Source organism: Blautia sp. HCP3S3_D9 (assembly GCF_052063845.1).
GTDB lineage: Bacteria > Bacillota > Clostridia > Lachnospirales > Lachnospiraceae > Blautia_A.
The window spans coordinates 1-22816 of the sequence record NZ_JBQHWS010000058.1 but is presented as its reverse complement, the minus strand read 5'-3'; the positions used below and the strand labels follow the sequence as shown (position 1 = coordinate 22816).

Annotated in this window: 18 protein-coding genes; 13 read left to right on the top strand and 5 right to left on the bottom strand. The window is 41.8% G+C overall.

Features of this window, described 5'->3' with window-relative positions; all coding sequences use genetic code 11:
* The coding region (locus tag ACTNES_RS12040; RefSeq protein WP_441039408.1) for a DUF6783 domain-containing protein at window positions 1-80 on the bottom strand (80 nt) is incomplete at its 3' end.
* Here ACTNES_RS12040 and ACTNES_RS12035 point away from each other — a divergent pair.
* On the top strand, window positions 45-122 hold the full coding sequence (locus ACTNES_RS12035; protein ID WP_441039406.1) for a DUF6783 domain-containing protein: 78 nt from the start codon (window positions 45-47) through the stop codon (window positions 120-122). The genes ACTNES_RS12040 and ACTNES_RS12035 overlap by 36 nt on opposite strands.
* 203 nt (window positions 123-325) lie before the next feature.
* Entirely contained in the window at window positions 326-1990 is a 1665-nt protein-coding gene (locus tag ACTNES_RS12030; RefSeq protein ID WP_291809039.1) for an alpha-glucosidase, read from the top strand.
* A gap of 290 nt (window positions 1991-2280) precedes the next feature.
* On the opposite strand, the gene ACTNES_RS12025 is transcribed toward ACTNES_RS12030, so the two are convergent.
* Window positions 2281-3315 (bottom strand): LacI family DNA-binding transcriptional regulator, encoded by a 1035-nt coding sequence (locus ACTNES_RS12025; protein ID WP_441039402.1) that lies wholly within the window; start codon window positions 3313-3315, stop codon window positions 2281-2283.
* A 375-nt stretch (window positions 3316-3690) separates the two neighbouring features.
* Window positions 3691-5361 (bottom strand): glycoside hydrolase family 13 protein, encoded by a 1671-nt coding sequence (locus ACTNES_RS12020; protein ID WP_291809044.1) that lies wholly within the window; start codon window positions 5359-5361, stop codon window positions 3691-3693.
* Window positions 5362-5702: 341 nt separating this feature from the next.
* Here ACTNES_RS12020 and ACTNES_RS12015 point away from each other — a divergent pair, with 341 nt between their 5' ends.
* The 3 genes from ACTNES_RS12015 to ACTNES_RS12005 all read left to right on the top strand — a co-directional run bounded on the left by ACTNES_RS12015 (window position 5703) and on the right by ACTNES_RS12005 (window position 8216).
* A complete protein-coding gene (locus ACTNES_RS12015) occupies window positions 5703-6656 on the top strand; it encodes a diacylglycerol/lipid kinase family protein (RefSeq protein ID WP_441039400.1) in 954 nt (317 codons plus the stop codon).
* Between the two features lie 146 nt (window positions 6657-6802).
* Window positions 6803-7651 carry a thymidylate synthase gene (gene thyA / locus ACTNES_RS12010; RefSeq protein WP_216460303.1) on the top strand — a complete coding sequence of 283 codons (849 nt, stop codon included), beginning with the start codon at window positions 6803-6805 and terminating at the stop codon, window positions 7649-7651.
* 73 nt (window positions 7652-7724) lie between these two features.
* On the top strand, window positions 7725-8216 hold the full coding sequence (locus ACTNES_RS12005; RefSeq protein WP_216460304.1) for a dihydrofolate reductase: 492 nt from the start codon (window positions 7725-7727) through the stop codon (window positions 8214-8216).
* Between the two features lie 191 nt (window positions 8217-8407).
* On the opposite strand, the gene ACTNES_RS12000 is transcribed toward ACTNES_RS12005, so the two are convergent.
* Window positions 8408-9433 carry a branched-chain amino acid aminotransferase gene (locus tag ACTNES_RS12000; protein WP_441039398.1) on the bottom strand — a complete coding sequence of 342 codons (1026 nt, stop codon included), beginning with the start codon at window positions 9431-9433 and terminating at the stop codon, window positions 8408-8410.
* Between the two features lie 200 nt (window positions 9434-9633).
* Here ACTNES_RS12000 and ACTNES_RS11995 point away from each other — a divergent pair, with 200 nt between their 5' ends.
* From ACTNES_RS11995 to ACTNES_RS11965, 7 genes are all read left to right on the top strand, one after another.
* On the top strand, window positions 9634-10899 hold the full coding sequence (locus ACTNES_RS11995) for a 5-bromo-4-chloroindolyl phosphate hydrolysis family protein (RefSeq protein WP_291806085.1): 1266 nt from the start codon (window positions 9634-9636) through the stop codon (window positions 10897-10899).
* Window positions 10900-10956: 57 nt separating this feature from the next.
* Window positions 10957-12102, top strand: coding sequence for a toxic anion resistance protein (locus tag ACTNES_RS11990; RefSeq protein ID WP_300335113.1), 1146 nt, complete (start codon window positions 10957-10959; stop codon window positions 12100-12102).
* A gap of 88 nt (window positions 12103-12190) precedes the next feature.
* Entirely contained in the window at window positions 12191-13246 is a 1056-nt protein-coding gene (ispG, locus tag ACTNES_RS11985; RefSeq protein ID WP_216460308.1) for a flavodoxin-dependent (E)-4-hydroxy-3-methylbut-2-enyl-diphosphate synthase, read from the top strand.
* Between the two features lie 39 nt (window positions 13247-13285).
* Window positions 13286-17773, top strand: coding sequence for a PolC-type DNA polymerase III (locus ACTNES_RS11980; protein WP_441039395.1), 4488 nt, complete (start codon window positions 13286-13288; stop codon window positions 17771-17773).
* Between the two features lie 146 nt (window positions 17774-17919).
* Complete coding sequence (locus ACTNES_RS11975; RefSeq protein ID WP_291816439.1) at window positions 17920-19875, top strand: fructose-1,6-bisphosphatase; 1956 nt, start codon at window positions 17920-17922, stop codon at window positions 19873-19875.
* A gap of 280 nt (window positions 19876-20155) precedes the next feature.
* Entirely contained in the window at window positions 20156-21571 is a 1416-nt protein-coding gene (locus ACTNES_RS11970) for an amidophosphoribosyltransferase (RefSeq protein ID WP_291808696.1), read from the top strand.
* A gap of 26 nt (window positions 21572-21597) precedes the next feature.
* On the top strand, window positions 21598-22203 hold the full coding sequence (locus tag ACTNES_RS11965; RefSeq protein WP_300335107.1) for a hypothetical protein: 606 nt from the start codon (window positions 21598-21600) through the stop codon (window positions 22201-22203).
* Between the two features lie 108 nt (window positions 22204-22311).
* On the opposite strand, the gene ACTNES_RS11960 is transcribed toward ACTNES_RS11965, so the two are convergent.
* Window positions 22312-22527, bottom strand: coding sequence for a helix-turn-helix domain-containing protein (locus ACTNES_RS11960; protein ID WP_291808702.1), 216 nt, complete (start codon window positions 22525-22527; stop codon window positions 22312-22314).
* Between the two features lie 221 nt (window positions 22528-22748).
* Here ACTNES_RS11960 and ACTNES_RS11955 point away from each other — a divergent pair.
* Window positions 22749-22816: DUF6783 domain-containing protein (locus tag ACTNES_RS11955; protein ID WP_441039404.1), on the top strand; the 68-nt coding region annotated here is incomplete at its 3' end.

Below are 22816 nucleotides of genomic sequence, written 5' to 3'. Positions count from 1 at the left end.
TATTTTGCCCGAATTCGGTTGTCGTAGCCCGCTACGACGCCCTCATCCGAACAAAATCTCCCACAAATTGTGACGCACATCTTGCAGAAAGCCTTTTTCAAACATGCTCTAATACAGGTTGAGAATATTGATAATATAAAAGTCAAAATTTCGTATTTTTTTATCAAAAAAATATAAGACAGGGGACTTGAAATTTGGTATATTTGTATTCAAATGAAAAAGAGACCTTAGGCGCTAAAGGTAAGAGGGTATGATGCCGGGGAAGAAGCAAACAGCAGCGCTGGTTAATAAATCAAAAAATAAAAAACACAGGAGGATTTTTACAATGGTAAAGAAATGGTGGAATGAAAAGGTTGCTTATCAGATTTATCCGAAGAGTTTTTATGATACCAACGGTGACGGAATTGGAGACCTGAGAGGTGTTATTGAGAAACTTGACTATCTGAAAGATCTCGGAGTTGATATTATCTGGCTTTCTCCTTGTTATCGTTCTCCGTTAGCAGACCAGGGATACGATATCTCTGATTATTATGACATTGATCCGCGCTTCGGAACCATGGCAGACATGGATGAACTGATCGCTGAAGCGAAGAAGAGAGATATGTACATTCTGATGGACCTCGTTGTTAACCATTGCTCTGATGAACATGAATGGTTCAAGAAAGCATGCGAGGATCCGGATGGAAAATACGGCAACTTTTTCTATCTGCGTGACAAGAAAGAAGGAGAACTTCCGACTAACTGGCGTTCTTACTTCGGCGGACCTGTATGGGAAGACCTTCCTGGAACAAACAAACAGTATCTGCATGTATTCCACAAGAAACAGCCAGACCTGAACTGGGAGAACCCGGAAGTAAGAGAAGAAGTATATAAGAATATTAACTGGTGGCTGGACAAAGGTCTTGGCGGATTCCGTATTGATGCGATCATCAATATTAAGAAAGCACTTCCGATGCATGATTACGAAGTAGACCGTGAAGACGGACTGTGCAGTATTAAGAAGATGTTGAAAGAAGCAAAAGGAATCGGTGAGTTCCTTGGCGAGATGAGAGACCGTACATTTAAGAAATACGATGCATTCTCCGTTGGTGAAGTGTTCGATGAGAAGGATGAAGAGATTCCGGATTTCATCGGCGACAATGGATATTTCTCCAGTATGTTTGATTTTGAAGAGACAATCTGGGGCGCATCTGACAAAGGCTGGTATGACTGCAAACAGATCACACCAGATGCATACAAAGAATGCTGCTTCACAACTCAGAGAAAGATCGGAGATATCGGATTTGTTTCCAACATTATCGAGAATCATGACGAACCTCGTGGTGTCAGCAGATATATTCCAGAAGGTGACTGCTGTGATGCAAGCAAGAAGATGCTTGGCGGTCTGAACTTTATGCTTCGTGGACTTCCATTTATCTATCAGGGACAGGAACTTGGTATGGAAAATGTGAAGTTTGAGTCTATCGATCAGGTAGATGATATTTCCACATTAGACGAGTATAAAGTAGCTCTGGATGCAGGATATTCTGAAGAAGAAGCTCTGAAAGTTATCTCCAGATTCAGCCGTGACAATGCAAGAACTCCAATGCAGTGGAATGACAAAGAGAATGCAGGATTTACAACAGGTACACCGTGGCTTGGAGTAAATGCGAACTATACAAAGATCAATGCTGAGAGTCAGATCAACGATCCGAACTCTGTAAGAAGCTTTTACAAGAAACTGATTGCTCTGCGTAAGAGTCCGGAATACAAAGGGACAGTTGTATATGGCGCTCTGGAACCGGTATGGGAAGATGTACATAATCTGATGGCCTACTATCGTAAAGGTGACAAGACACTTCTTGTAGTAGGTAATTATCAGAAAGAGCCACAGACAATCGAGCTGGCAGGAGAGTGCAAGAAAGTTCTGATCAACAACTACGATGATGTAGCTATGGATGGAAAGAAAATTGAACTGAAGGGATATCAGTTCCTTGTAATTGAAATGTAGTAGTTATTTAGCAGTTCGCTATTCCAGGAGATGTTTTGGTATAAAATGCCAAAATTCCGGGACATACAAGTAAAAAGTTGTTCATGAAAATGAAATTGGAGAGCATGGAATAATCTGTGCTCTCCAATTTTTGCATCTGAAATATTTATTGACATAAACAGTGTCATATATAACAGCGTCATATATATAAAAGAACGAAAATCCTGAGGATATATAAGCACCCTGGAGCATTCGTTCTTTTTCATTTTGGTCTATGTATATGATGAGATTGTGCTGTAATGTTGATAAAATCAATCCGGACTGTCTGGTTTATTAAGAATCTTCACACTGTCGCGGACTACAAGTTTGACCGGGAGTGAAATATTGGTTGGCTTAGGTGTCCAGCCATCGATCATGCGGATCAGATATTCTGCAGCCATGGTTCCACGCTGGGAGATATCCTGTTTGATCGTTGTCAGCGATGGATAAGCTACCTGAGCATAGAGGTTATCGTCAAATCCGGTGATAGACAGATCTTCCGGAAAACGTATGCCGCGTTTACGGAGATAGTTCATCAGGGTGACGGCATAATAGTCTGAGCAGCACATGAATGCTGTAAACTTGTGTGCAACCGCATAAATCTCCTCCATACTTCCCTGACGCTCGTATTTGGAAGGACGGATCACGATCAGATTATCCAGATCCACATCTATATTATATTCCTGAAGTGCACGCTGGTGGCCTGTATAGCGGACATAGTCAACACCTTCCATATTATCGGCGAGGAAAGCAATCTTCCTGTGGCCACATTCCAGCAGATATTTGGTCATAAGATAGCTGCCCTGTTCATCATCAAGTCCGATATTTACATATTTGGCAATATTTTTCGGTGTGTAGCTGTCGATAAGAACGATCGGTTTCTTATATTTGCTTTTGATCCGGAGATAATCATCGTGGAGCATGCCGATCAGGATCAGCCCTTCGGTATTCCAGCTTACCACATTTCGTACGATTTCATTGATATCTTCGGAAGTGTAGACCATCATATAATATCCGTGTTCACGGATCGCTTTTTCCAGAGCACCGATCAGTTCTCCATGAAACGGATCCGCAAAGATATTCTCATATTTATCTTTACGTCCTTTAAATACAATACCGATCAGTCTGGAATGATTCTGAGCCAGATTCTTGGCATTCATATTTGGTACATAGTCATATTCATCCAGAAGTTTCTGGACTTTTTCAGCAGTTTTCTGAGAGACTTCGCTGGTTTTTCCGTTAATGACGTTGGATACTGTTGTGGTACTGATTCCCAGCATCTCCGCCATTTCTTTAATTGTGATCATGTAAAAACACCTCAATGCATAAAAAAATGTAAATGTCAGGATTGCGAAACTGCACGGCAGTGCGGCAATCTGCAAATTTATGTCAAGCGGATGAAATCATCTGCTTTGCTACTTGCTCATAATCGAATAACTGCTTTGCAGTTTATCGGTTAAAATCTATAGATATTTTAGCACATTGACATGTAAAAATGCAAGTATTGCACAAAATAAGTTTGGATAAATAAATAAAAATTGTCACTGTTGCTCATAAGCAAAATGAAAAAACAGGACTATTGCTGAAATATCAACAATAGCCCTGTGATGTATAAGAGAAAATATATTTCATCAGAGATCATAACTGTCAGAAAACAGCTGCAAGCTCATATGAAACATCTATTATTTCTGGATTACAACAGCCTCATAAGGTCTGAGAGTGATCTTTTTGTCTGCTTTTGCATCTGTGTAGTTGGAAATAAGAATCTTTCCGTCTGTGAATTCTGCAGGAACTTCTACTTCACGGGTGTTTGCGCTGAAGTTGCAGTATACGACCAGTTTCTCATCCTCAAGTGTACGGGTGTAGGCATAGATATCTTTATCATCATCAAGGATCAGATCATAAGTACCATAAACGATCAGGTCACTTTCGTGGCGAAGCTTGATCAGTTTCTGGTAATATTTAAATACAGAATCTTCACGGCTTACCTGATCTTTGGCGTTGATCTTGGTGTAGTTCGGGTTTACCATGATCCATGGTTCTGCTGTGGAGAATCCTGCGTAAGCACTGTCGTCCCACTGCATTGGAGTTCTTGCATTGTCACGACCCTTGTAGCTGATGGCTGCGAGCATTTCTTCTTCAGTCTTCTTGCCCTGTTCTGTTAATTCGTGGAAAGCATTGATGCTCTCAAGGTCACGGAAGTTTTCCAGAGTATTAAACGGGCAGTTTGTCATACCAAGTTCTTCACCCTGATATACGTATGGGGTACCTTGCATCATATGAAGGCATGTTGCAAGCATTTTTGCAGAGATTTCTCTGTATTCATCGCTGTCATTACCGAAACGGGAAACGCTTCTTGGCTGGTCGTGATTCTCCCAGTAAAGGCTGTTCCATGCAACGTCCTGAAGACCTTTCTGCCAACGGGTAAGAATTTTCTTCATGTCGCGAAGATCCATTTTTTTGGTTGTCCATTTGCCGGCTTTTTCATCGCCGTCAACATCCATATGTTCAAACTGGAATACCATATTCAGCTCTTTTTCGTCACTTCTTGCATATTTTTTTGCTTCTTCCAGTGTGACACCGGCGCATTCGCCTACTGTTATGGTATCTGCATTATTTAATGCTTTCTGGCGCATTTCCTGAAGATATTCGTGTACATGAGGACCATTTGCAGCGATATCAAAAGTTGCATATCCGTTAAGACCTAATGTACCATCCGGAAGACCTGGTCTTTTGGAGATAAGGCTGATAACATCCATACGGAATCCGTCGATTCCTTTGTCAAGCCACCAGTTCATCATGTCAAAAACTTCCTGACGTACAACAGGATTGTCCCAGTTCAGGTCTGGCTGTTTCTTGGAGAACAGGTGAAGGAAGTACATATCTGTTGTCTTATCATATTCCCATGCAGGACCGGAGAAACAGGAACCCCAGTTATTCGGAAGGCTGCCGTCTTCTTTTGCAGGACGCCAGATGTAGTAATCTCTGTATGGGTTATCTGTGGATTTACGGCTTTCGATGAACCATTTGTGCTCGTCAGAAGTATGGTTTACAACGAGGTCCATCATAATCTTGATGCCTCTTTCATGAGCTGCTGCGAGCATACGGTCGAAGTCTTCCATAGTTCCGAATTCATCCATGATCGCCTGATAATCGCTGATGTCATATCCGTTATCATCGTTAGGTGATTTGTAAACCGGAGAGAGCCAGATGACATCAATGCCGAGTTCTTTTAAGTAGTCAAATTTACTTGTAATACCATTCAGATCACCGATACCATCTCCGTTGCTGTCGCAGAAACTGCGAGGATAAATCTGATATACGACGCTTTCTTTCCACCATCTTTTTTCCATTGTAAAACCTCCTGAATGATTTATTTTTGTATATTTTTTGTTTGTATAAAGCAATATTGATCCTGTGTGTGCAGATGTGCTACAGCACACTCTATCTACATAATAAATACTTTTTAAGAAAAATGCTTCCAATATTTTGACGAATTTGTGTATTATTTTGACTTGTTAGTGAAAAGGAAGAGAACAGTAACAAGAACAGGATAAACGATTAGGAACATGAGAACTATTTCTTGTGCACAGGCGGCAAATATTGTATAGTATAGGTATTGAAGTTTTGGACGAAACAGTTACTAGCATGGAGTGAACGGTAATCAAAAATACATGCATGGCAGTGAGGAAAAATGAGAAGAATACAGATTATTGTAAATAACGGAGCAGGAACCGGACAGGCTCACAGAGTATGGAATGAGACACAGCGTCTGCTCAGAGGATATAAAATAAAATATGTGGCGCATACGACAAGATATCGGGGACATGCAACGAAACTGGCGGAAAAGATTTCTGCAATGAAGGGTACGGATCCTATCTATCTGCTGGTAGTTGGCGGAGACGGGACGATCAATGAGGTTCTGAACGGTATTAAAGATTTTGACAGAGTGCGTCTCGGTGTGATCCCTACTGGTTCAGGAAATGATTTTGGAAGAAATCTGAATCTTCCGAAAACACCGAAGGAGAGTTTAAGACAAATCTGTGCCTGCATCCGAAAGGATCAGCGAGGGGAAGAACTTCGCCGGATTGACCTTGGACAGGTAAGCTGGGAAGGATGTAAGAATCCAAGAATCTTTGGCATCAGTGCGGGGCTTGGTTTGGATGCTCTGGTATGCAAGAAAGCTCTTACTTCCAGACTGAAACAGGTTTTAAATCGTTTCCATCTGGGAAAACTTACATATCTTGCATTAACTGTGCAGTCTCTTTTTACTATGGAGACTGCCAATGCAAAAGTGATCACAGAACATGGCGGATACATTCTGCCGAAGATGATCTTTGCCGCATCCATGAATTTACCGGCAGAAGGCGGCGGTGTTCCAATGGCACCGGATGCATCTCCGCAGGATGGTCTGCTGTCCTTGAGCAGTGCGGCAGGTATAGCGAAATGGAGAACTTTTTTCCTGCTTCCACTTCTGGTGGCAGCGAAACAGGAAGGAATCAAGGGCTTTAACATTCGTGATGAAAAAGGATTCCGTGTGGTATTGGATAAGCCGATGGTACTTCATGCAGATGGGGAGTACTGCGGAGATGTTACGCGGGTAGAATTCAGGTGTCTGGAGCGGAAGCTATGGTTGTTGCATGAGTGATTGAGGACAGTACAGTTGAGAACGACAGACAGAAATGTTATAATGCAGTGAAATGTGAGAATGAAGAGAACATGTAACGATTTAGCGGTTGAATTGAAAAAGAGATGGATCGTTATGGGAAAATAAAAAATGGGAGTGTAGATAGTATGAGTTACGCAGATGATGTGTTTATAAAAATGTGCCAGGATATCCTGGACAATGGAACAAGTACGGAAGGAGAGAAAGTCCGTCCTGTATGGGAGGATGGAACTCCGGCGTATACGATCAAGAAATTTGGCGTAGTAAACAGATATGATCTGAGAAAAGAATTTCCGGCTATGACGTTGAGACGTACTGCGTTAAAGAGTGCGATGGATGAAATTCTCTGGATCTGGCAGAAAAAGTCCAATAATATTCATGACCTGAACAGCCATATCTGGGACAGTTGGGCGGATGAAAATGGTTCAATTGGCAAGGCTTATGGATATCAGCTTGGTGTGAAGCATCAGTACAAAGAGGGCATGATGGATCAGGTAGACAGAGTGATCTATGATCTGAAAAATAACCCATTCAGCCGCAGGATCATGACAAATATTTATGTACATCAGGATCTTCATGAGATGAACCTGTATCCGTGTGCATATTCTATGACATTCAATGTAACGCAGACGCCGGGAAATGAGAAACTGACATTAAATGCAATCCTGAATCAGCGTTCACAGGACATTCTTACAGCAAATAACTGGAATGTCTGCCAGTATGCGATCCTGCTTATGATGATCGCGCAGGTATGTGATATGGAAGCGGGAGAGCTGCTTCATGTAGTTGCAGACTGCCATATTTATGACCGACATATTCCGGTAGTAAAAGAGATGATCAAGAGAAAACCATATCCGGCACCGGTTGTGAAACTGAATCCGGAAGTGAAAGACTTCTATCAGTTTACAACAGACGATCTGATCGTAGAGAACTATGAGACATGGCCGCAGATTAAGAATATTCCGGTGGCTATCTAATCAAAGCAGATAGCTGATATTTGATTAATAAATACTGAAAAAGACAAAATTAACTAGGAGAGGAAGATTCATAATGAATATTATCGTAGCAGCAGACAAAAACTGGGGAATCGGCAAGGACAATAAGCTTCTTGTAAGCATCCCGGCAGATATGAAGATGTTCCGTGAAGAAACAAGCGGAAAAGTAGTAGTAATGGGAAGAAAAACGCTGGAAAGTTTTCCAAACGGACTTCCACTGAAAAACAGAGTAAACATTGTTATTACAAAGAATAAAGATTACGATGCAAAAGGTGCCACTGTAGTGCACAGTATCGAAGAAGCACTCGAAGAAGTAAAGAAATATCCGACAGAAGATGTCTACTGTATCGGCGGCGACAGCATTTATGCGCAGATGCTTCCATACTGCGATGTAGCTCACGTAACAAAGATTGATTTCGCTTATGAAGCAGACAGCCATTTCCCGAATCTGGATGAAGATGACGAATGGGAGATCACCGGGGAGAGTGATGAACAGACATATTTTGACCTGGAATATCAGTTTGTGAAATATGAGAGAAAAAAATAAAAATATGAGAGTGAAGAATAGAAATTGAAATAAAAGAAAGTTCAAAAATAATAACGTCATTTATAGGAGCATGTATATTTGTATTTTTAATTACTTTTATTTTTTCTAAGAAGAAAAGGTGATTAAACTGAAATATAAAAAATATAACAAAAGGGAACACGTGTATATGTTCCCTTTTGTTATATGAAAAATTATTCGATAACTTTTAACCATCCTTCCGGTGCCTGAATACGTCCCATCTGGATGCCTGTTAATGTGTCATAGAGTTTCTGGATAACCGGACCCATTTTCTCCATTCCGCTTGGGAAGCAGATTTCTTTTCCATGGTCAACAATCTTTCCGACAGGAGAGATAACTGCAGCAGTACCGCAGAGACCACATTCAGCGAAATCTTTTACTTCATCGAAGTATACTTCTCTTTCCTCAGCTTCTAATCCAAGGTATTCCTTAGCAACATAGATTAAGGAACGACGTGTGATAGAAGGAAGGATACTGTCAGACTTAGGTGTAACAACTTTGCCGTCTTTTGTAACGAAGATGAAGTTAGCACCACCAGTTTCTTCTACTTTTGTACGTGTAGCTGCATCGAGATACATATTTTCATCGTAGCCGTTCTTGTGAGCATCTACGATTGCATGTAAGCTCATTGCATAGTTAAGACCAGCTTTGATATGACCTGTTCCATGAGGTGCAGCACGGTCAAAATCAGTGACACGGATTGTGATCGGCTTAGCGCCGCCCTTGAAGTATGGTCCTACAGGTGTAGTGAATACACGGAACATATACTCGTCAGCAGGTTTAACACCGATAACCGGGTTAGTACCCATCATGTAAGGACGAACATATAAAGTAGCTCCCGAACCATATGGTGGAACATATGCTGCGTTAGCTTTTACTGTCTGAATGATCGCATCAACGAAACGGTCTTCAGGGAATACAGGCATTTCAAGTCTCTTTGCTGAGTTTGCCATACGCTCTGCGTTTAAGTCAGGACGGAAAGTAACGATACGTCCGTCTTCTGTTGTGTAAGCTTTCATTCCTTCGAAAGCTGTCTGCGCATACTGGAAAACACCTGCACATTCGTTCAGCGTTACATTAGGATCTGTTGTTAATTCACCAGCATCCCATGCGCCATCTTTAAATTTAGATACATAACGATAATCAGTCTGTACATAACTGAAGCCGATGTTGCCCCAGTCGATATTCTTTTTTTCCATAATGAATCTTTCCTCCGTTCACACATATTTACAGTATTTTGAAGTGTGATTACTGTTTATCTCTTTACCATTGTAAAACTTTTGCCTGTTAACTTCAACGGGAAATTTCTAATTTTGGTAAAAAAATTGCCAGAATCTCCCCTAGTCTTGTTTTTTATAATGGATTTCGTTATAATATGGGATAGAAAATGGAGGATAATATGGACGAAAATTTTGATGAGTTAGGTGAAATTGGCGATAAAATAAAAAAGATTATAGATACTGCTGTTTCAACTAAAGATTATCGACAGTTAACAGAAGATATCAGACAAACTGTAAATAGTGCTGTTAACTCCGCTGTAGATTCAGGAAGTGAAGCAATCAAAAATGGACTGAACAGTGTGTTTGGAACAGAAAATGTTCAGTTTGGAAAATATCGTAACAAGACGAAAGAATTTGAAGAACAACGCAGACGTGAACGGGAACAAGAACAAAAAAAACAAGAAATTGAGAAAGAAAGAATGTTAACTCTTTATGATGCTCATACAGGAGATAAATTAAAAGGGTTAATGCTCGCAGTATCTGGTGGTATTCTTGCAAGTGGAATGGGACTTGGAACTTTGGTTTTGACTATTTTTGGCACAATAGGAAGTATGAGTGCCACTGTAATTGGAGGAACTTGTTTTTTAGCCGCTGGAGCATTAGCTGGGATAGGGCTTTTAGCTAGTGGACTTGGCAAACTTGGAAGGTTGGAGCGTTTTCAGAAATATATTGGTATACTTGGAAAACATACATATTGTAGTTTTGAACAACTTTCTATGGCAGTCAATAAACCTGTAAAATATGTAAAAAAAGATATTAAGAAGATGATTGAGAATGGGTGGTTTCGGCAGGGACATATTGATGAAAAAGAAACTTGTCTTATTACAAGTCACGAAACTTTTCAGCAGTATACTCAGACGCAGAAAGCTTTAGAACAAAAAAGACAGGAAGAAGAGAGAATTCAAGCAGAACAAAAGCGAAACAGAGAGAATGTTTCTCCCGAGGTGCAGAGTGTTCTGGATAAAGGAAATGAATTTTTAGATAAGATTCATAGAAGTAATGAAGCTATTCCGGGAATAGAAATTTCGTCTAAGATATCTCGGATGGAATTGATTGTAGAAAAAATATTTGAATATGCACAAAAGCATCCTGAGGTTATTCCTGACTTGAAAAAGCTAATGGACTATTATTTGCCTATGACGATAAAATTACTGGATGCGTATGAAGAAATGGATAAACAGCCTGTTCAAGGAGAAAATATTCAAGCGTCTAAGAAAGAAATTGAGGATACATTGGATACTCTTAATCAAGCATTTGAAAAGTTGTTGGATTCAGTATTTCGAGATGTGACATGGGACGTTTCTAGTGACATTTCAGTGCTCAATACTTTATTAGCACAAGAGGGGTTAACAAATGATGAGTTTGCAAAAATGAAAAATAAATGATGAGATGATAGTTAGCTGGATAATAGAACAGGAAAACAATGGATAAAAGGAGAAGACATGGGTAGCGAATTTGAGAATTTTGAAATGGAAACACCTACATTAACATTGGAACCAGATATTGGAGAAATTCAAGAAAAAGAAGAGAAGACAGAAGAAAAAAAGATAGAGAAAGAGCCAGAGGCGGCAGTATTGACACCAGAAGAACAGATGATGGTAAATGAGTTTGCGGCAAAAATTGATATTGAGAATACAAATCAAATTCTTCAGTATGGTGCTGGAACGCAAAAAAAGATGGCAGATTTTTCAGATGCTGCTTTAGAAAATGTTAAAACTCAGGATTTAGGGCAAGTTGGAGAATTAATTTCAGATGTAGTGAGTGAATTAAAAGATTTTGATGTACAAGAAGAAAAGGGCTTTTTTGGCTTTTTTAAAAAGCAGTCTTCTAAAATTGAAAATATGAAAAACAAATATGCAAAAGCTGAAGTTAATGTGGAAAAAATTACAGATTCGCTTCAAAAACATCAAGTGCAGTTACTGAAGGATTCTGCTATGCTTGATAAAATGTACAATCAAAACTTAAATTATTTTAAAGAGCTTACTATGTATATTTTAGCAGGAAAAAAGAAACTGGAAGAAACTAGGAATGGCAAACTTGCAGAGCTGAAGAATAAAGCAGTATTAAGTGGACTTCCAGAGGATGCGCAGGCGGCCAGAGATTTAGATGAAAAGTGTATTCGATTTGAGAAAAAAATACATGATTTGGAACTTACCCGTACTATTGCAATGCAGACTGCGCCTCAGATTCGTTTGATTCAGAATAATGATACTGTAATGGTAGAAAAAATACAAACAACAATAGTGAATACTATTCCATTATGGAAAAGTCAGATGGTACTTGCTCTTGGAATTGCTCATTCTGCAGAAGCAGCACAAGCACAGAGACAGGTAACAGACGTTACAAATGAACTTCTTAGAAAAAACGCGGAAACACTTCACATGGCAACTGTAGAAACTGCAAAGGAATCAGAACGTGGAATTGTTGACATTGAAACGCTTAAGAAAACTAATGCAGATTTAATACAAACATTAGATGATGTAATGCGCATCCAAATGGAAGGTCGACAGAAAAGACAAGCAGCAGAGTTGGAGATGCGCCACATGGAAGACGAATTAAAACGAAAATTATTAGAAATTAGAAAGTAAAAATATGAACAGGTAAAATCAAGCGGGAGCTGCTGGAGATTCAGTCGCTCCTGCTTCTAGTATATGTAATTGAATTAAAGGAGTAATTATGTACAGAGACCATACAAAAGTCATCCAGATTGGTGACAGAAAAATTGGCGGTGGCAACCCGATCTTAATTCAGTCCATGACTAATACCAAGACTGAAGATGTAGAACAGACAGTAGCCCAGATCCTTGCACTGGAACAGGCAGGATGCGACATTATCCGCTGCGCGGTACCAACCATGGAAGCTGCAAAAGCATTAAAAGAAATCAAGAAACAGATCCACATTCCACTGGTAGCAGATATTCATTTCGATTATCGTCTTGCCATCGCAGCAATGGAAAACGGCGCAGACAAAATCCGCATCAACCCGGGAAATATTGGAAGCACAGAGCGGATCAAAGCAGTTGTTGATGTGGCAAAAGAACGTGGAATCCCAATTCGTGTAGGTGTAAACAGCGGCTCTCTTGAGAAAGAACTTGTGGAAAAATACCATGGAGTTACAGCTGAAGGCCTAGTGGAAAGTGCTCTGGATAAAGTGCATATTATCGAAGAATTAGGCTATGACAATCTGGTCATCAGCATCAAATCTTCCGATGTCCTTATGTGTGCAAAAGCCCACGAACTGATTGCAGAGAAAACAAACTATCCACTCCATGTAGGAATCACAGAAGCCGGAACTCTTTATTCCGGAAATATCAAATCTGCCATTGGCCTGGGAATTATCCTGAATCAGGGAATCGGTGATACGATCCGTGTATCCCTTACAGGTGCACCACTGGAAGAAATCAAATCTGCCAAACGTATTCTGAAGACACTTGGCCTCAGAAAAGGCGGCGTAGAAGTAGTATCATGTCCAACTTGTGGACGTACACAGATCGACTTAATTGGTCTCGCAAACCAGGTAGAAACTATGGTGCAGGATATCCCGCTTGACATCAAAGTGGCAGTTATGGGATGCGTTGTAAACGGGCCTGGAGAAGCGAAAGAAGCAGATATTGGAATTGCAGGCGGAGTAGGTGTAGGACTTCTGATCAAACATGGTGAGATCATACAGAAAGTACCGGAAGATCAGCTTCTGGAAACCTTACGTCAGGAACTTCTGAACTGGAAAGAATGAGATCAGAGGAGCGGCTGAAATTAACGAGGAGATTTTATTTTGGAAAAAGACTTTTTTGATGTATTTCCTAATTTAAAAATAAAAAAAGAACTGGAAGAATTACTGGATGGAGTAGTGGTAACAAGAGTGTCCTGTAATCCTGCCAAGACTCATATCTGGGTATATATAAAGAGTGAACGTTGGATTCATAAAAAGTACATTTTTGCATTGGAAGAGCAGATTGAGAGACAGCTTTTTGCGGGCTTAGGCGTTACAATTACAATTATTGAAAAGTTTCGTCTGTCTGCACAGTACACTCCTCAGAATTTCCTGGACACATACAGATCAAGTATGGAACTGGAACTACGCAACTATAATATGCTGGAATACAATACATTTAAGCAGGCGCAGATCACTTTTCCTGGAGAACATGATCTTCATATGATTCTTCCTGATTCCGTGATTGCCAGAGAGAAGAGTGAGATTCTGATCGAATATCTGCAGAAAGTTTTCTGCGAAAGATGTGGAATGGACTTGAAAGTGGAACTTGAGTATGTGGAAATGCAGGAGAGTAAATACCATAAGAATGCTGAGCTTCAGATTGCACAGGAAGTAGAAAACGTTATGCGCCATGCGAAGATCCATGCCAAAAGTGGACAGGTTTCTCAGAACGAGAATGAGGCAAATGGTGAGAAAAAATCTGAAAAGAAAGCCGATAAAGCACAGCAGGATAAGAAAGACAAAAAGCCGGCTTTGGGTGACCGCAAGGACAAGAAGGGCGATTTCCGAGGCGGATTCAGAAGGGACAGCAATCCGGATGTTATCTATGGAAGAGATTTCGAAGGCGAACCTGTTGCTCTGGAAACGATTACCGGTGAGATGGGTGAAGTTATCGTCCGCGGTCAGGTTATGGATGTAGAAGCAAGAGAAATCCGCAACGAAAAGACCATCCTGATCTTCCCAATCACAGATTTTACAGACAGTATTGTAGTAAAAATGTTCCTGCGAAATGAGCAGGTGCCGGAAGTGACAGAACATGTAAAGAAAGGTGCATTCCTGAAGTTCCGAGGCGTAACAACGGTAGACCGATTTGACAGTGAACTTACGATCGCATCTATTGCAGGAATCAAGAAAATTGCCAATTTTACTACATCCCGAATAGACACCAGCCCACAGAAACGTGTAGAACTTCACTGCCATACAAAGATGAGCGATATGGATGGTGTTACAGATGCCAAGTCTCTGGTAAAGCGTGCATATGAGTGGGGACATCCTGCCATTGCTATCACAGATCACGGCGTTGTTCAGGCGTTCCCTGAGGCGAACCACTGTTTTGATGCATGGGGCGGATGTGTCCCGAAGGATTCTGATTTCAAGGTTCTGTATGGCATGGAAGGTTATCTGGTAGATGACTTAAAAGGTATGGTTACCAATGGAAAAGGTCAGAAACTGGACGGTAGATTTGTAGTCTTCGATATCGAGACCACCGGATTCTCCTCCCTGACCTGCCAGATCATTGAGATTGGTGCGGTACTGGTAGAGAATGGTGAGATTACAGAACGCTTTTCCACCTTTGTAAACCCGAAAGTCCCGATCCCGTTCCGTATCGAGCAGCTTACCAGTATCAATGACAGTATGGTCATGGATGCCCCGACGATCGAGGAGGTTCTGCCGAAATTTCTTGAATTCAGCAAGGGTGCAGTGATGGTTGCACACAATGCAGATTTCGATATGGGATTCATTATGAAGAACTGCGACAGACTGGGGATCGAGCATGATTTTACTTATGTAGATACCGTAGGCATGGCACGTTTCCTGCTTCCTGCGCTGAACAGATTTAAGCTGGATACAGTAGCAAAAGCAGTAGGTGCTTCTCTGGAAAACCACCACCGCGCAGTAGACGATGCTGCCTGCACTGCAGAGATTTTTGTAAAATTCGTAAAGATGCTGGCAGACCGCGATATCCTTGATGTCGATGAGCTGAACAAACAGGGGGCAGTTTCAACCAATACCATTAAGAAACTACCGACATACCATGTAATTATTTTTGCCAGAAATGAAACGGGTCGTATTAATCTGTATAAACTGGTGAGCCAGTCTCATCTGAAGTACTATCACAGACGTCCCCGTGTACCAAAGAGCATCCTGCAGAAATACCGTGACGGACTTTTGGTAGGAAGTGCCTGCGAGGCGGGCGAACTGTACCAGGCATTGCTGCGAAATGCACCTGAGACAGAGATTGCCAGACTGGTAAATTTCTATGATTATCTGGAAATTCAGCCGATCGGAAATAATAAATTTATGATCGCAGATGATAAGCACGATATGATTAATTCCGAGGAAGATTTACGTGAAATGAACCGCAGGATCGTGAAGCTGGGAGAACAGTTTAAGAAGCCTGTAGTGGCAACCTGCGACGTGCATTTCATGGATCCGCAGGACGAAGTTTACCGAAGGATCATCATGGCAGGAAGCGGCTTCTCGGATGCAGATGAACAGGCACCTCTGTATCTGCGTACCACCGAGGAAATGTTAGAAGAATTTGCTTATCTCGGCAGTGAGAAAGCAGAAGAAGTTGTCATTACAAATACGAATAAGATTGCAGATATGATCGAGAAAATCTCTCCGATCCATCCGGATAAATTCCCTCCGGTCATCGAGAATTCCGACCAGGATCTGAAGAATATCTGCTTTACAAAAGCACATGAAATGTACGGAGATCCTCTTCCGGAAATCGTAGAGAGCCGTCTGGACAGAGAGCTGAACTCAATCATTTCCAACGGATATGCCGTAATGTATATCATTGCCCAGAAGTTGGTATGGAAGTCCAATGAGGACGGATATCTGGTAGGTTCCCGAGGATCTGTAGGATCTTCCCTGGCAGCGACCATGTCCGGTATCACAGAGGTAAATCCTCTGCCACCGCATTATCTCTGCCCGAATCCGGACTGCAAATACAGTGATTTTGATTCGCCGGAAGTAAAGAAATATGCAGGTATGGCAGGATGCGATATGCCTGACAAGATCTGCCCGAAGTGCGGAACAAAGATGAAGAAAGAAGGATTTGATATCCCGTTCGAAACTTTCCTTGGATTCAAGGGAGATAAAGAGCCGGATATTGACCTTAACTTCTCCGGTGAATACCAGGCAAATGCCCACAGATACACAGAGGTTATCTTTGGCAAAGGCCAGACCTTCAAAGCAGGAACCATCGGTACCCTTGCGGAGAAGACTGCATTCGGTTATGTGAAGAACTATTTTGAAGAGCGCGGCGTGCATAAACGTTACTGCGAGATTAATCGAATTGTACAGGGATGCACTGGAGTCCGGCGTACAACAGGGCAGCATCCGGGAGGTATCATCGTACTTCCGGTGGGCGAAGAAATCGAGAAATTTACCCCTGTTCAGCATCCTGCAAACGACGTAAACAGTGATATTATCACCACGCATTTTGATTACCATTCCATTGATGGAAACCTGCTGAAACTTGATATACTGGGACACGATGATCCGACCATGATCCGAATGCTGGAGGACTTAACTGGTATCAGTGCCAGAGATGTTCCGTTGGATCAGAGAGACGTCATGTCTCTGTTTGCCAGCACAAAAGCACTTAATATTGAGCCGGAATCCATTGGCGGATGTAAGCTTGGATGCCTTGGAATCCCGGAGTTTGGTACTGATTTTGCCATGCAGATGCTTATTGATACCAAGCCGAAATACTTTTCAGACCTGATCCGTATTGCGGGACTTTCCCATGGTACAGACGTATGGCTTGGCAATGCACAGGTGCTGATCCAGGAAGGAAAAGCAACCATTTCCACTGCCATCTGTACCCGAGATGACATCATGATCTACCTTATTGGTAAAGGGGTAGAGAGTGGTCTGGCATTCACGATCATGGAGAGTGTCCGTAAGGGAAAAGGCCTCCGTGATGAGTGGATCACGACGATGAAAGAACACGACGTACCGGACTGGTATATCTGGTCCTGTAAGCTGATCAAGTACATGTTCCCGAAGGCACATGCTGCGGCGTACGTTATGATGGCATACCGAATCGCATGGTATAAAGTGTTCCAGCCGCTGGCATATTATGCGGCATATTTCAGTATCCGTGCCACCGCATTCTCCTATGAACTGATGTGTATGGGTAAGGAACGTCTGGAATATTACATGGCAGAAATCCGTAAGAAAGGCGATTCCGCATCTAAGAAAGAGCAGGATACACTGAAGGATATGCGTATCGTGCAGGAGATGTATGCGCGAGGTTTCGAATTTGTTCCAATCGACCTTTATACAGCCAAAGCTCAGCGATTCCAGATCGTAGACGGCAAACTGATGCCATCCCTTGCGACTATCGACGGACTTGGAGACAAGGCGGCAGACGCTGTTGTAGATGCCGCAAAACAGGGCAAATTCCTGTCAAAAGACGACTTCCGCGACAGAACGAAAGTCAGCAAAACAGTTATTGATCTGATGGATGATCTGAAGCTGTTCGGAGATATTCCACAGTCCAACCAGATGTCACTATTTGATTTTACAGGTTGAAAATACAAGCCACAGGGCAATTATTTTGTATCAAATAAGGCGGGTAAATGATCTGCCTGATTAAAGTTAAGTAAAAGAAATTAGATTTTTTGAAGAGATATTAGCATCGAGATATAACATACAGGCCACGACAACAGGAGACGAATATGAGAAAAGAAAAATTAAGATATTTACAGAGACTTGCAGAGATTTACCCTACAATAGGAAAAGCATCCACGGAGATCATCAACCTTCAGTCTATCCTGAATCTGCCCAAGGGAACAGAGCACTTTATGTCCGACCTCCACGGTGAATACCAGGCATTTTCCCATGTACTGCGAAACGGTTCCGGTGCAGTACGAAAGAAAATTGATGATGTATTCGGCCACACCCTTAGCAACAATGATAAACGTTCCCTTGCAACCCTGATCTACTATCCGAAAGAGAAGATGGATCTGGTTAAGGAAACGGAAGAAGATATGGAGAACTGGTACAAGATTACCCTGTATCGTCTCATCGAAATCTGTAAAACTACTGCCTCCAAGTACACCAGATCTAAAGTACGCAAGGCACTTCCTGCGGATTATGCCTATGTAATTGAAGAGCTGATCACAGAGAAGGCAGAGGTTCTGGATAAAGAAGCTTATTATGATTCTATTGTTAATACTATCATCGAAATCGGCGGTGCAGAGGACTTTATCATTGCGCTGGCAGAGCTGATCCAGCGTTTGGTTGTAGATCATCTGCATATCCTTGGAGATATTTACGACAGAGGACCGGCACCACATTTCATCTTGGACCGTCTGATGCAGTATCATTCACTGGATATCCAGTGGGGAAATCATGATGTAGTCTGGATGGGCGCAGCAGCAGGACAGAAAGCCTGCATTGCCACAGTAGTAAGAAACAGCATCCGTTACGGAAATCTTGACATTCTGGAAGATGGTTACGGCATCAATATGCTGCCTCTGGCGACCTTTGTCATGGAAGCTTACAAGGATGATCCGTGCGATATTTTTGCCATGAAAGGTGCTTCCAACTACAATATTCTGGAAGAAGAACTGGGCAAGAAAATGCACAAGGCCATCGCAGTGATTCAGTTTAAATTAGAAGGAAAACTGGTTCGCAAGCACAAAGAATTCCATATGGAAGACCGTGCACTTCTTCACAGAATTGACCCGAAGAAAGGCACGATCACACTGCCGGGCGGAAAAGAATATCCACTCCGCGACAGCAATTTCCCGACCATTGACTGGAAACATCCTTATGATCTTACAGAGGGTGAGAAAGAGGTTATGGATAAGCTGTCCTCTGCATTCAGAAACTGCGAGAAACTACAGAATCATATCCGTCTTCTACTTGATAAAGGTGGTCTTTACACTGTATATAATGGAAATCTTTTATTCCATGGAAGCATCCCATTGAATGAGGATGGAACCTTCCGTGAAGTACAGATTTATGGAAAAAGCTATAAAGGAAAAGAGCTGTATGATGCGTTGGAAACCTATGTGCGCCGTGCTTTCTACTCTGTAGGGAAAGAAGAGCAGAAGAAAGGTCGGGATATCATGTGGTATATCTGGGCAGCACCAAATTCACCATTGTTTGGCAAGAGCAAGATGAGCACTTTTGAGCGATATTTTATTGAAGATCCTTCTACTCATGAAGAGAAAAAGAACGCCTATTACCGTCTCTGGGAGAACGAAGAGGTAGTAGATAATATGCTGCGAGAGTTCGGCCTGGACCCTGAAAAAGGGCACATTATCAATGGTCATGTGCCTGTACATCAGAGTGAAGGCGAGAGCCCTGTCAAATGCAATGGCAAAGTAATTGTTATTGACGGTGGATTCTCCAAACCCTATCAGAAGGTTACCGGAATTGCAGGATATACGCTGATCTATAACTCTTACGGACTGAATCTTACCGCGCATGAGCCATTTACATCCAAGGCAGATGCTGTAGCAAAGGAAACAGATATCGTATCAAACCGTGTAGCGGTCAGCTACATGTCCAGACGCCAGCTGGTAGGTGACACAGATACCGGACACGCCTTAAAAGAGAGGATACAAGAGCTTATTCAGTTGCTGGATGCGTACCGTACAGGTGTTATTAAAGAAAAAAAGTAACTATGTAAACAGTCTGCTGTTCTGTAAAGCTGCTGAATAGTTATGAGAGTAGTTATGAAAGAAAATAGGTATTTTGAATAAGAAATCTACTGTAAATAACAGTTATAATAGCCAAAAATTGTAAGCAGACGCCAAAAAGAGGTTGGTTTTACAGGGCATAAAACTCTTTACTTATAAATTTGTGTTCTATATAATGGGTAGTGTTGTTTAACCAGCAATAAGTATTATGATGAGGCGGGCGAATAAGCCCGAAGATAATGAACAAAAGGAGAATACGATAATGGGTGGAATTTTTGGAGTAGCATCAAAGTCCAGCTGCGTTCTGGACCTTTTCTTCGGAATTGATTATCATTCCCATCTGGGAACACGCAGAGGTGGAATGGCAGTGTATGATACGAAACGTGGTTTCGACCGTGTCATCCATAACATTGAGAATGCACCGTTTCGAACAAAGTTCGATGGTGATATCGGTGATATGGAAGGAAATTTAGGAATCGGATGTATTTCAGATAATGAACCACAGCCACTTCTGGTACGCTCTCACCTTGGAAACTTCGCGATCACCACAGTTGGAAAGATCAACAATATGGATGAACTGATCGCAAACTGTTTCAAGAATGGATGTACCCATTTCCTGGAAATGAGCGGAGGAAGTGTGAACCCCACAGAAATGGTAGCAGCCCTGATCAATCAGAAAGATAATATGATCGAGGGAATCCGTTATGCACAGGAAGTGATCGAGGGTTCCATGACCATGCTGATCCTTACACCAAAAGGTCTGCTTGCAGCCCGTGACCGTCTGGGAAGAACTCCATTGATCATAGGTAAGAAAGAAGATGCCTGCTGCGTATCCTTTGAGAGCTTTGCATACCTGAACCTCGGCTATGAAGACCTCAAAGAACTGGGACCTGGCGAGATCGTAGCAGTAACTCCTGATGGGGTGGAGACACTGCAGAAACCTGGAGAAGAGATGCGTATCTGTTCTTTCCTCTGGGTATATTATGGATATCCGACTTCAACTTACGAGGGAATCAACGTAGAAGAGATGCGCTATCACTGCGGTGATATGCTTGCAAAACGAGACAAAGGCGAAGTAAACCCGGATATCGTAGCCGGAGTACCGGATTCCGGTATCGCTCATGCCATCGGATATGCCAACCAGTCCGGCGTACCTTTTGCCCGCCCGTTTATTAAATACACACCGACCTGGCCGAGATCCTTTATGCCAACTCAGCAGAGCCAGAGAAACCTGATCGCCAGAATGAAACTGATCCCTGTACATCGTCTGATCAAAGATAAGAGCCTCCTTATGATTGATGACTCAATCGTACGCGGAACTCAGTTAAGAGAAACTACAGAATTTCTCTACAGAAACGGCGCTAAAGAAGTACATATCCGTCCTGCATGTCCGCCGCTGCTTTATGGATGCAAATATCTGAACTTCTCACGTTCCAAATCCGAGATGGATCTGATCACAAGAAGGATCATTGCGAAACGTGAGGGTGACAATGTCAGCGATAAGATTCTGTCAGACTATGCAGACCCGAACTCAACCAATTACAAAGAGATGTTAGAAGAGATTCGTAAGGAACTGAACTTTACATCCCTGAAATTCCACAGACTGGACGACCTGAAAGAATCCATCGGAATTTCACCGTGCAAACTCTGTACTTACTGCTGGGACGGAAAAGAATAAAGAAAAACAAAGAGGAGACGTAGAATTTGTCGGAAATCAATAACCAGATAAAACAGAAACAGAACAAAAAGAAAAAAAGACTTAAGAAGCTTCTGATATTCATGCTGATCCTGTTCTTTCTGCTTATACTTGCAGGTACTTTGCTTATGCGGTATCGAAAGAATGAGGAAAAACAGCAGAGAAAAGAAGAAGCGCTGGCAGCACTGGAAAGTGTTCCGACCGTAACTCCGACACCAGCAGCTACGCCGACTCCGATCCCGACTCCAATCCCGACAGTGACCCCGACTCCGGTGCTGGAACGAGCATATGTGTTTGACCCAGATGATTATCTGGGAACCTGGCACAGTAAGAACGGCAGAATTGTGATCGAGATCACCAAACTCAGCCAGAAGTCGGTGACCTTTACTTATTCTCAGACTAATAAGAAAAAGACAGCAACCTGCGAAGCAACAGTAAAGAAATCCGTAGCAGGAAATGCGTCCAGATTTTCTTTTACAGATTCGCTGGGAAATGTAGCGAAAGGCTATCTTACTTTTGATAATGGACGTCTGTATGTCAATATTAAGACAAAGACAAAAGCAGAGGGAGCAAAAGTGCATCCATCTGTGGATACCATCATGATCAGAGAATAACAGGATACATGGTCAGACAGGATAATACATAAAAATAGAATCAAAAGATAAACGACAAAAGGATTCAGGTAACACAAGTTGGTTACAGGAATCCTTTTGCTTGTTTATTTATTCATTCATTTCTTTTTTGTCAGTACGTCCAACCAGATAATCAATACTGATGTCATAATAATTTGCCAGTCTGATCAGCATCTCGATTGGGATGTTGCGAGATCCTGTCTCATAGTGTGAATAAGAACGCTGACTGATGTGAAGAATCTCACTAAGCTGTCTCTGAGACAGGTCAGCATCTGTACGTAAATCCTGAATACGCTGAAATTTCATATGATCCACCTCTCTGTTATATAGTTTTGTTGCAGTCGGATTTATGGCTGAACATCCGATTGTGAAGAAAGTATAAAACAGAACAAAATGCACTATTGCAATTTGGAGCAAAATGGACTATTATAAAAGATGATCTTTTTTTCAAATCTGATTTCTCAGAAAAATCCCATGAAAATAAATGAATGATCGAGGATCAATTACGTAAATGATCTAGCGCGTGTTTGAAAAATCATTCCCGCAATCTGCACGCCCCACTTTGCGGTATATTTTGTTCGGATGAGGGCGTCGT

Bases quoted from the DNA above. Each gene is read 5' to 3' on its own strand.
- ACTNES_RS11990 (WP_300335113.1), top strand. From the start codon at position 10,957: ATGGGTAGCGAATTTGAGAATTTTGAAATGGAAACACCTACATTAACA.
- ACTNES_RS12000 (WP_441039398.1), bottom strand. From the start codon at position 9,433: ATGGAAAAAAAGAATATCGACTGGGGCAACATCGGCTTCAGTTATGTA.
- ACTNES_RS12005 (WP_216460304.1), top strand. From the start codon at position 7,725: ATGAATATTATCGTAGCAGCAGACAAAAACTGGGGAATCGGCAAGGAC.
- ACTNES_RS12015 (WP_441039400.1), top strand. From the start codon at position 5,703: ATGAGAAGAATACAGATTATTGTAAATAACGGAGCAGGAACCGGACAG.
- thyA (WP_216460303.1), top strand. From the start codon at position 6,803: ATGAGTTACGCAGATGATGTGTTTATAAAAATGTGCCAGGATATCCTG.
- ACTNES_RS11960 (WP_291808702.1), bottom strand. From the start codon at position 22,527: ATGAAATTTCAGCGTATTCAGGATTTACGTACAGATGCTGACCTGTCT.
- ispG (WP_216460308.1), top strand. From the start codon at position 12,191: ATGTACAGAGACCATACAAAAGTCATCCAGATTGGTGACAGAAAAATT.
- ACTNES_RS12030 (WP_291809039.1), top strand. From the start codon at position 326: ATGGTAAAGAAATGGTGGAATGAAAAGGTTGCTTATCAGATTTATCCG.
- ACTNES_RS11970 (WP_291808696.1), top strand. From the start codon at position 20,156: ATGGGTGGAATTTTTGGAGTAGCATCAAAGTCCAGCTGCGTTCTGGAC.
- ACTNES_RS11995 (WP_291806085.1), top strand. From the start codon at position 9,634: ATGGACGAAAATTTTGATGAGTTAGGTGAAATTGGCGATAAAATAAAA.
- ACTNES_RS12020 (WP_291809044.1), bottom strand. From the start codon at position 5,361: ATGGAAAAAAGATGGTGGAAAGAAAGCGTCGTATATCAGATTTATCCT.
- ACTNES_RS12025 (WP_441039402.1), bottom strand. From the start codon at position 3,315: ATGATCACAATTAAAGAAATGGCGGAGATGCTGGGAATCAGTACCACA.
- ACTNES_RS11975 (WP_291816439.1), top strand. From the start codon at position 17,920: ATGAGAAAAGAAAAATTAAGATATTTACAGAGACTTGCAGAGATTTAC.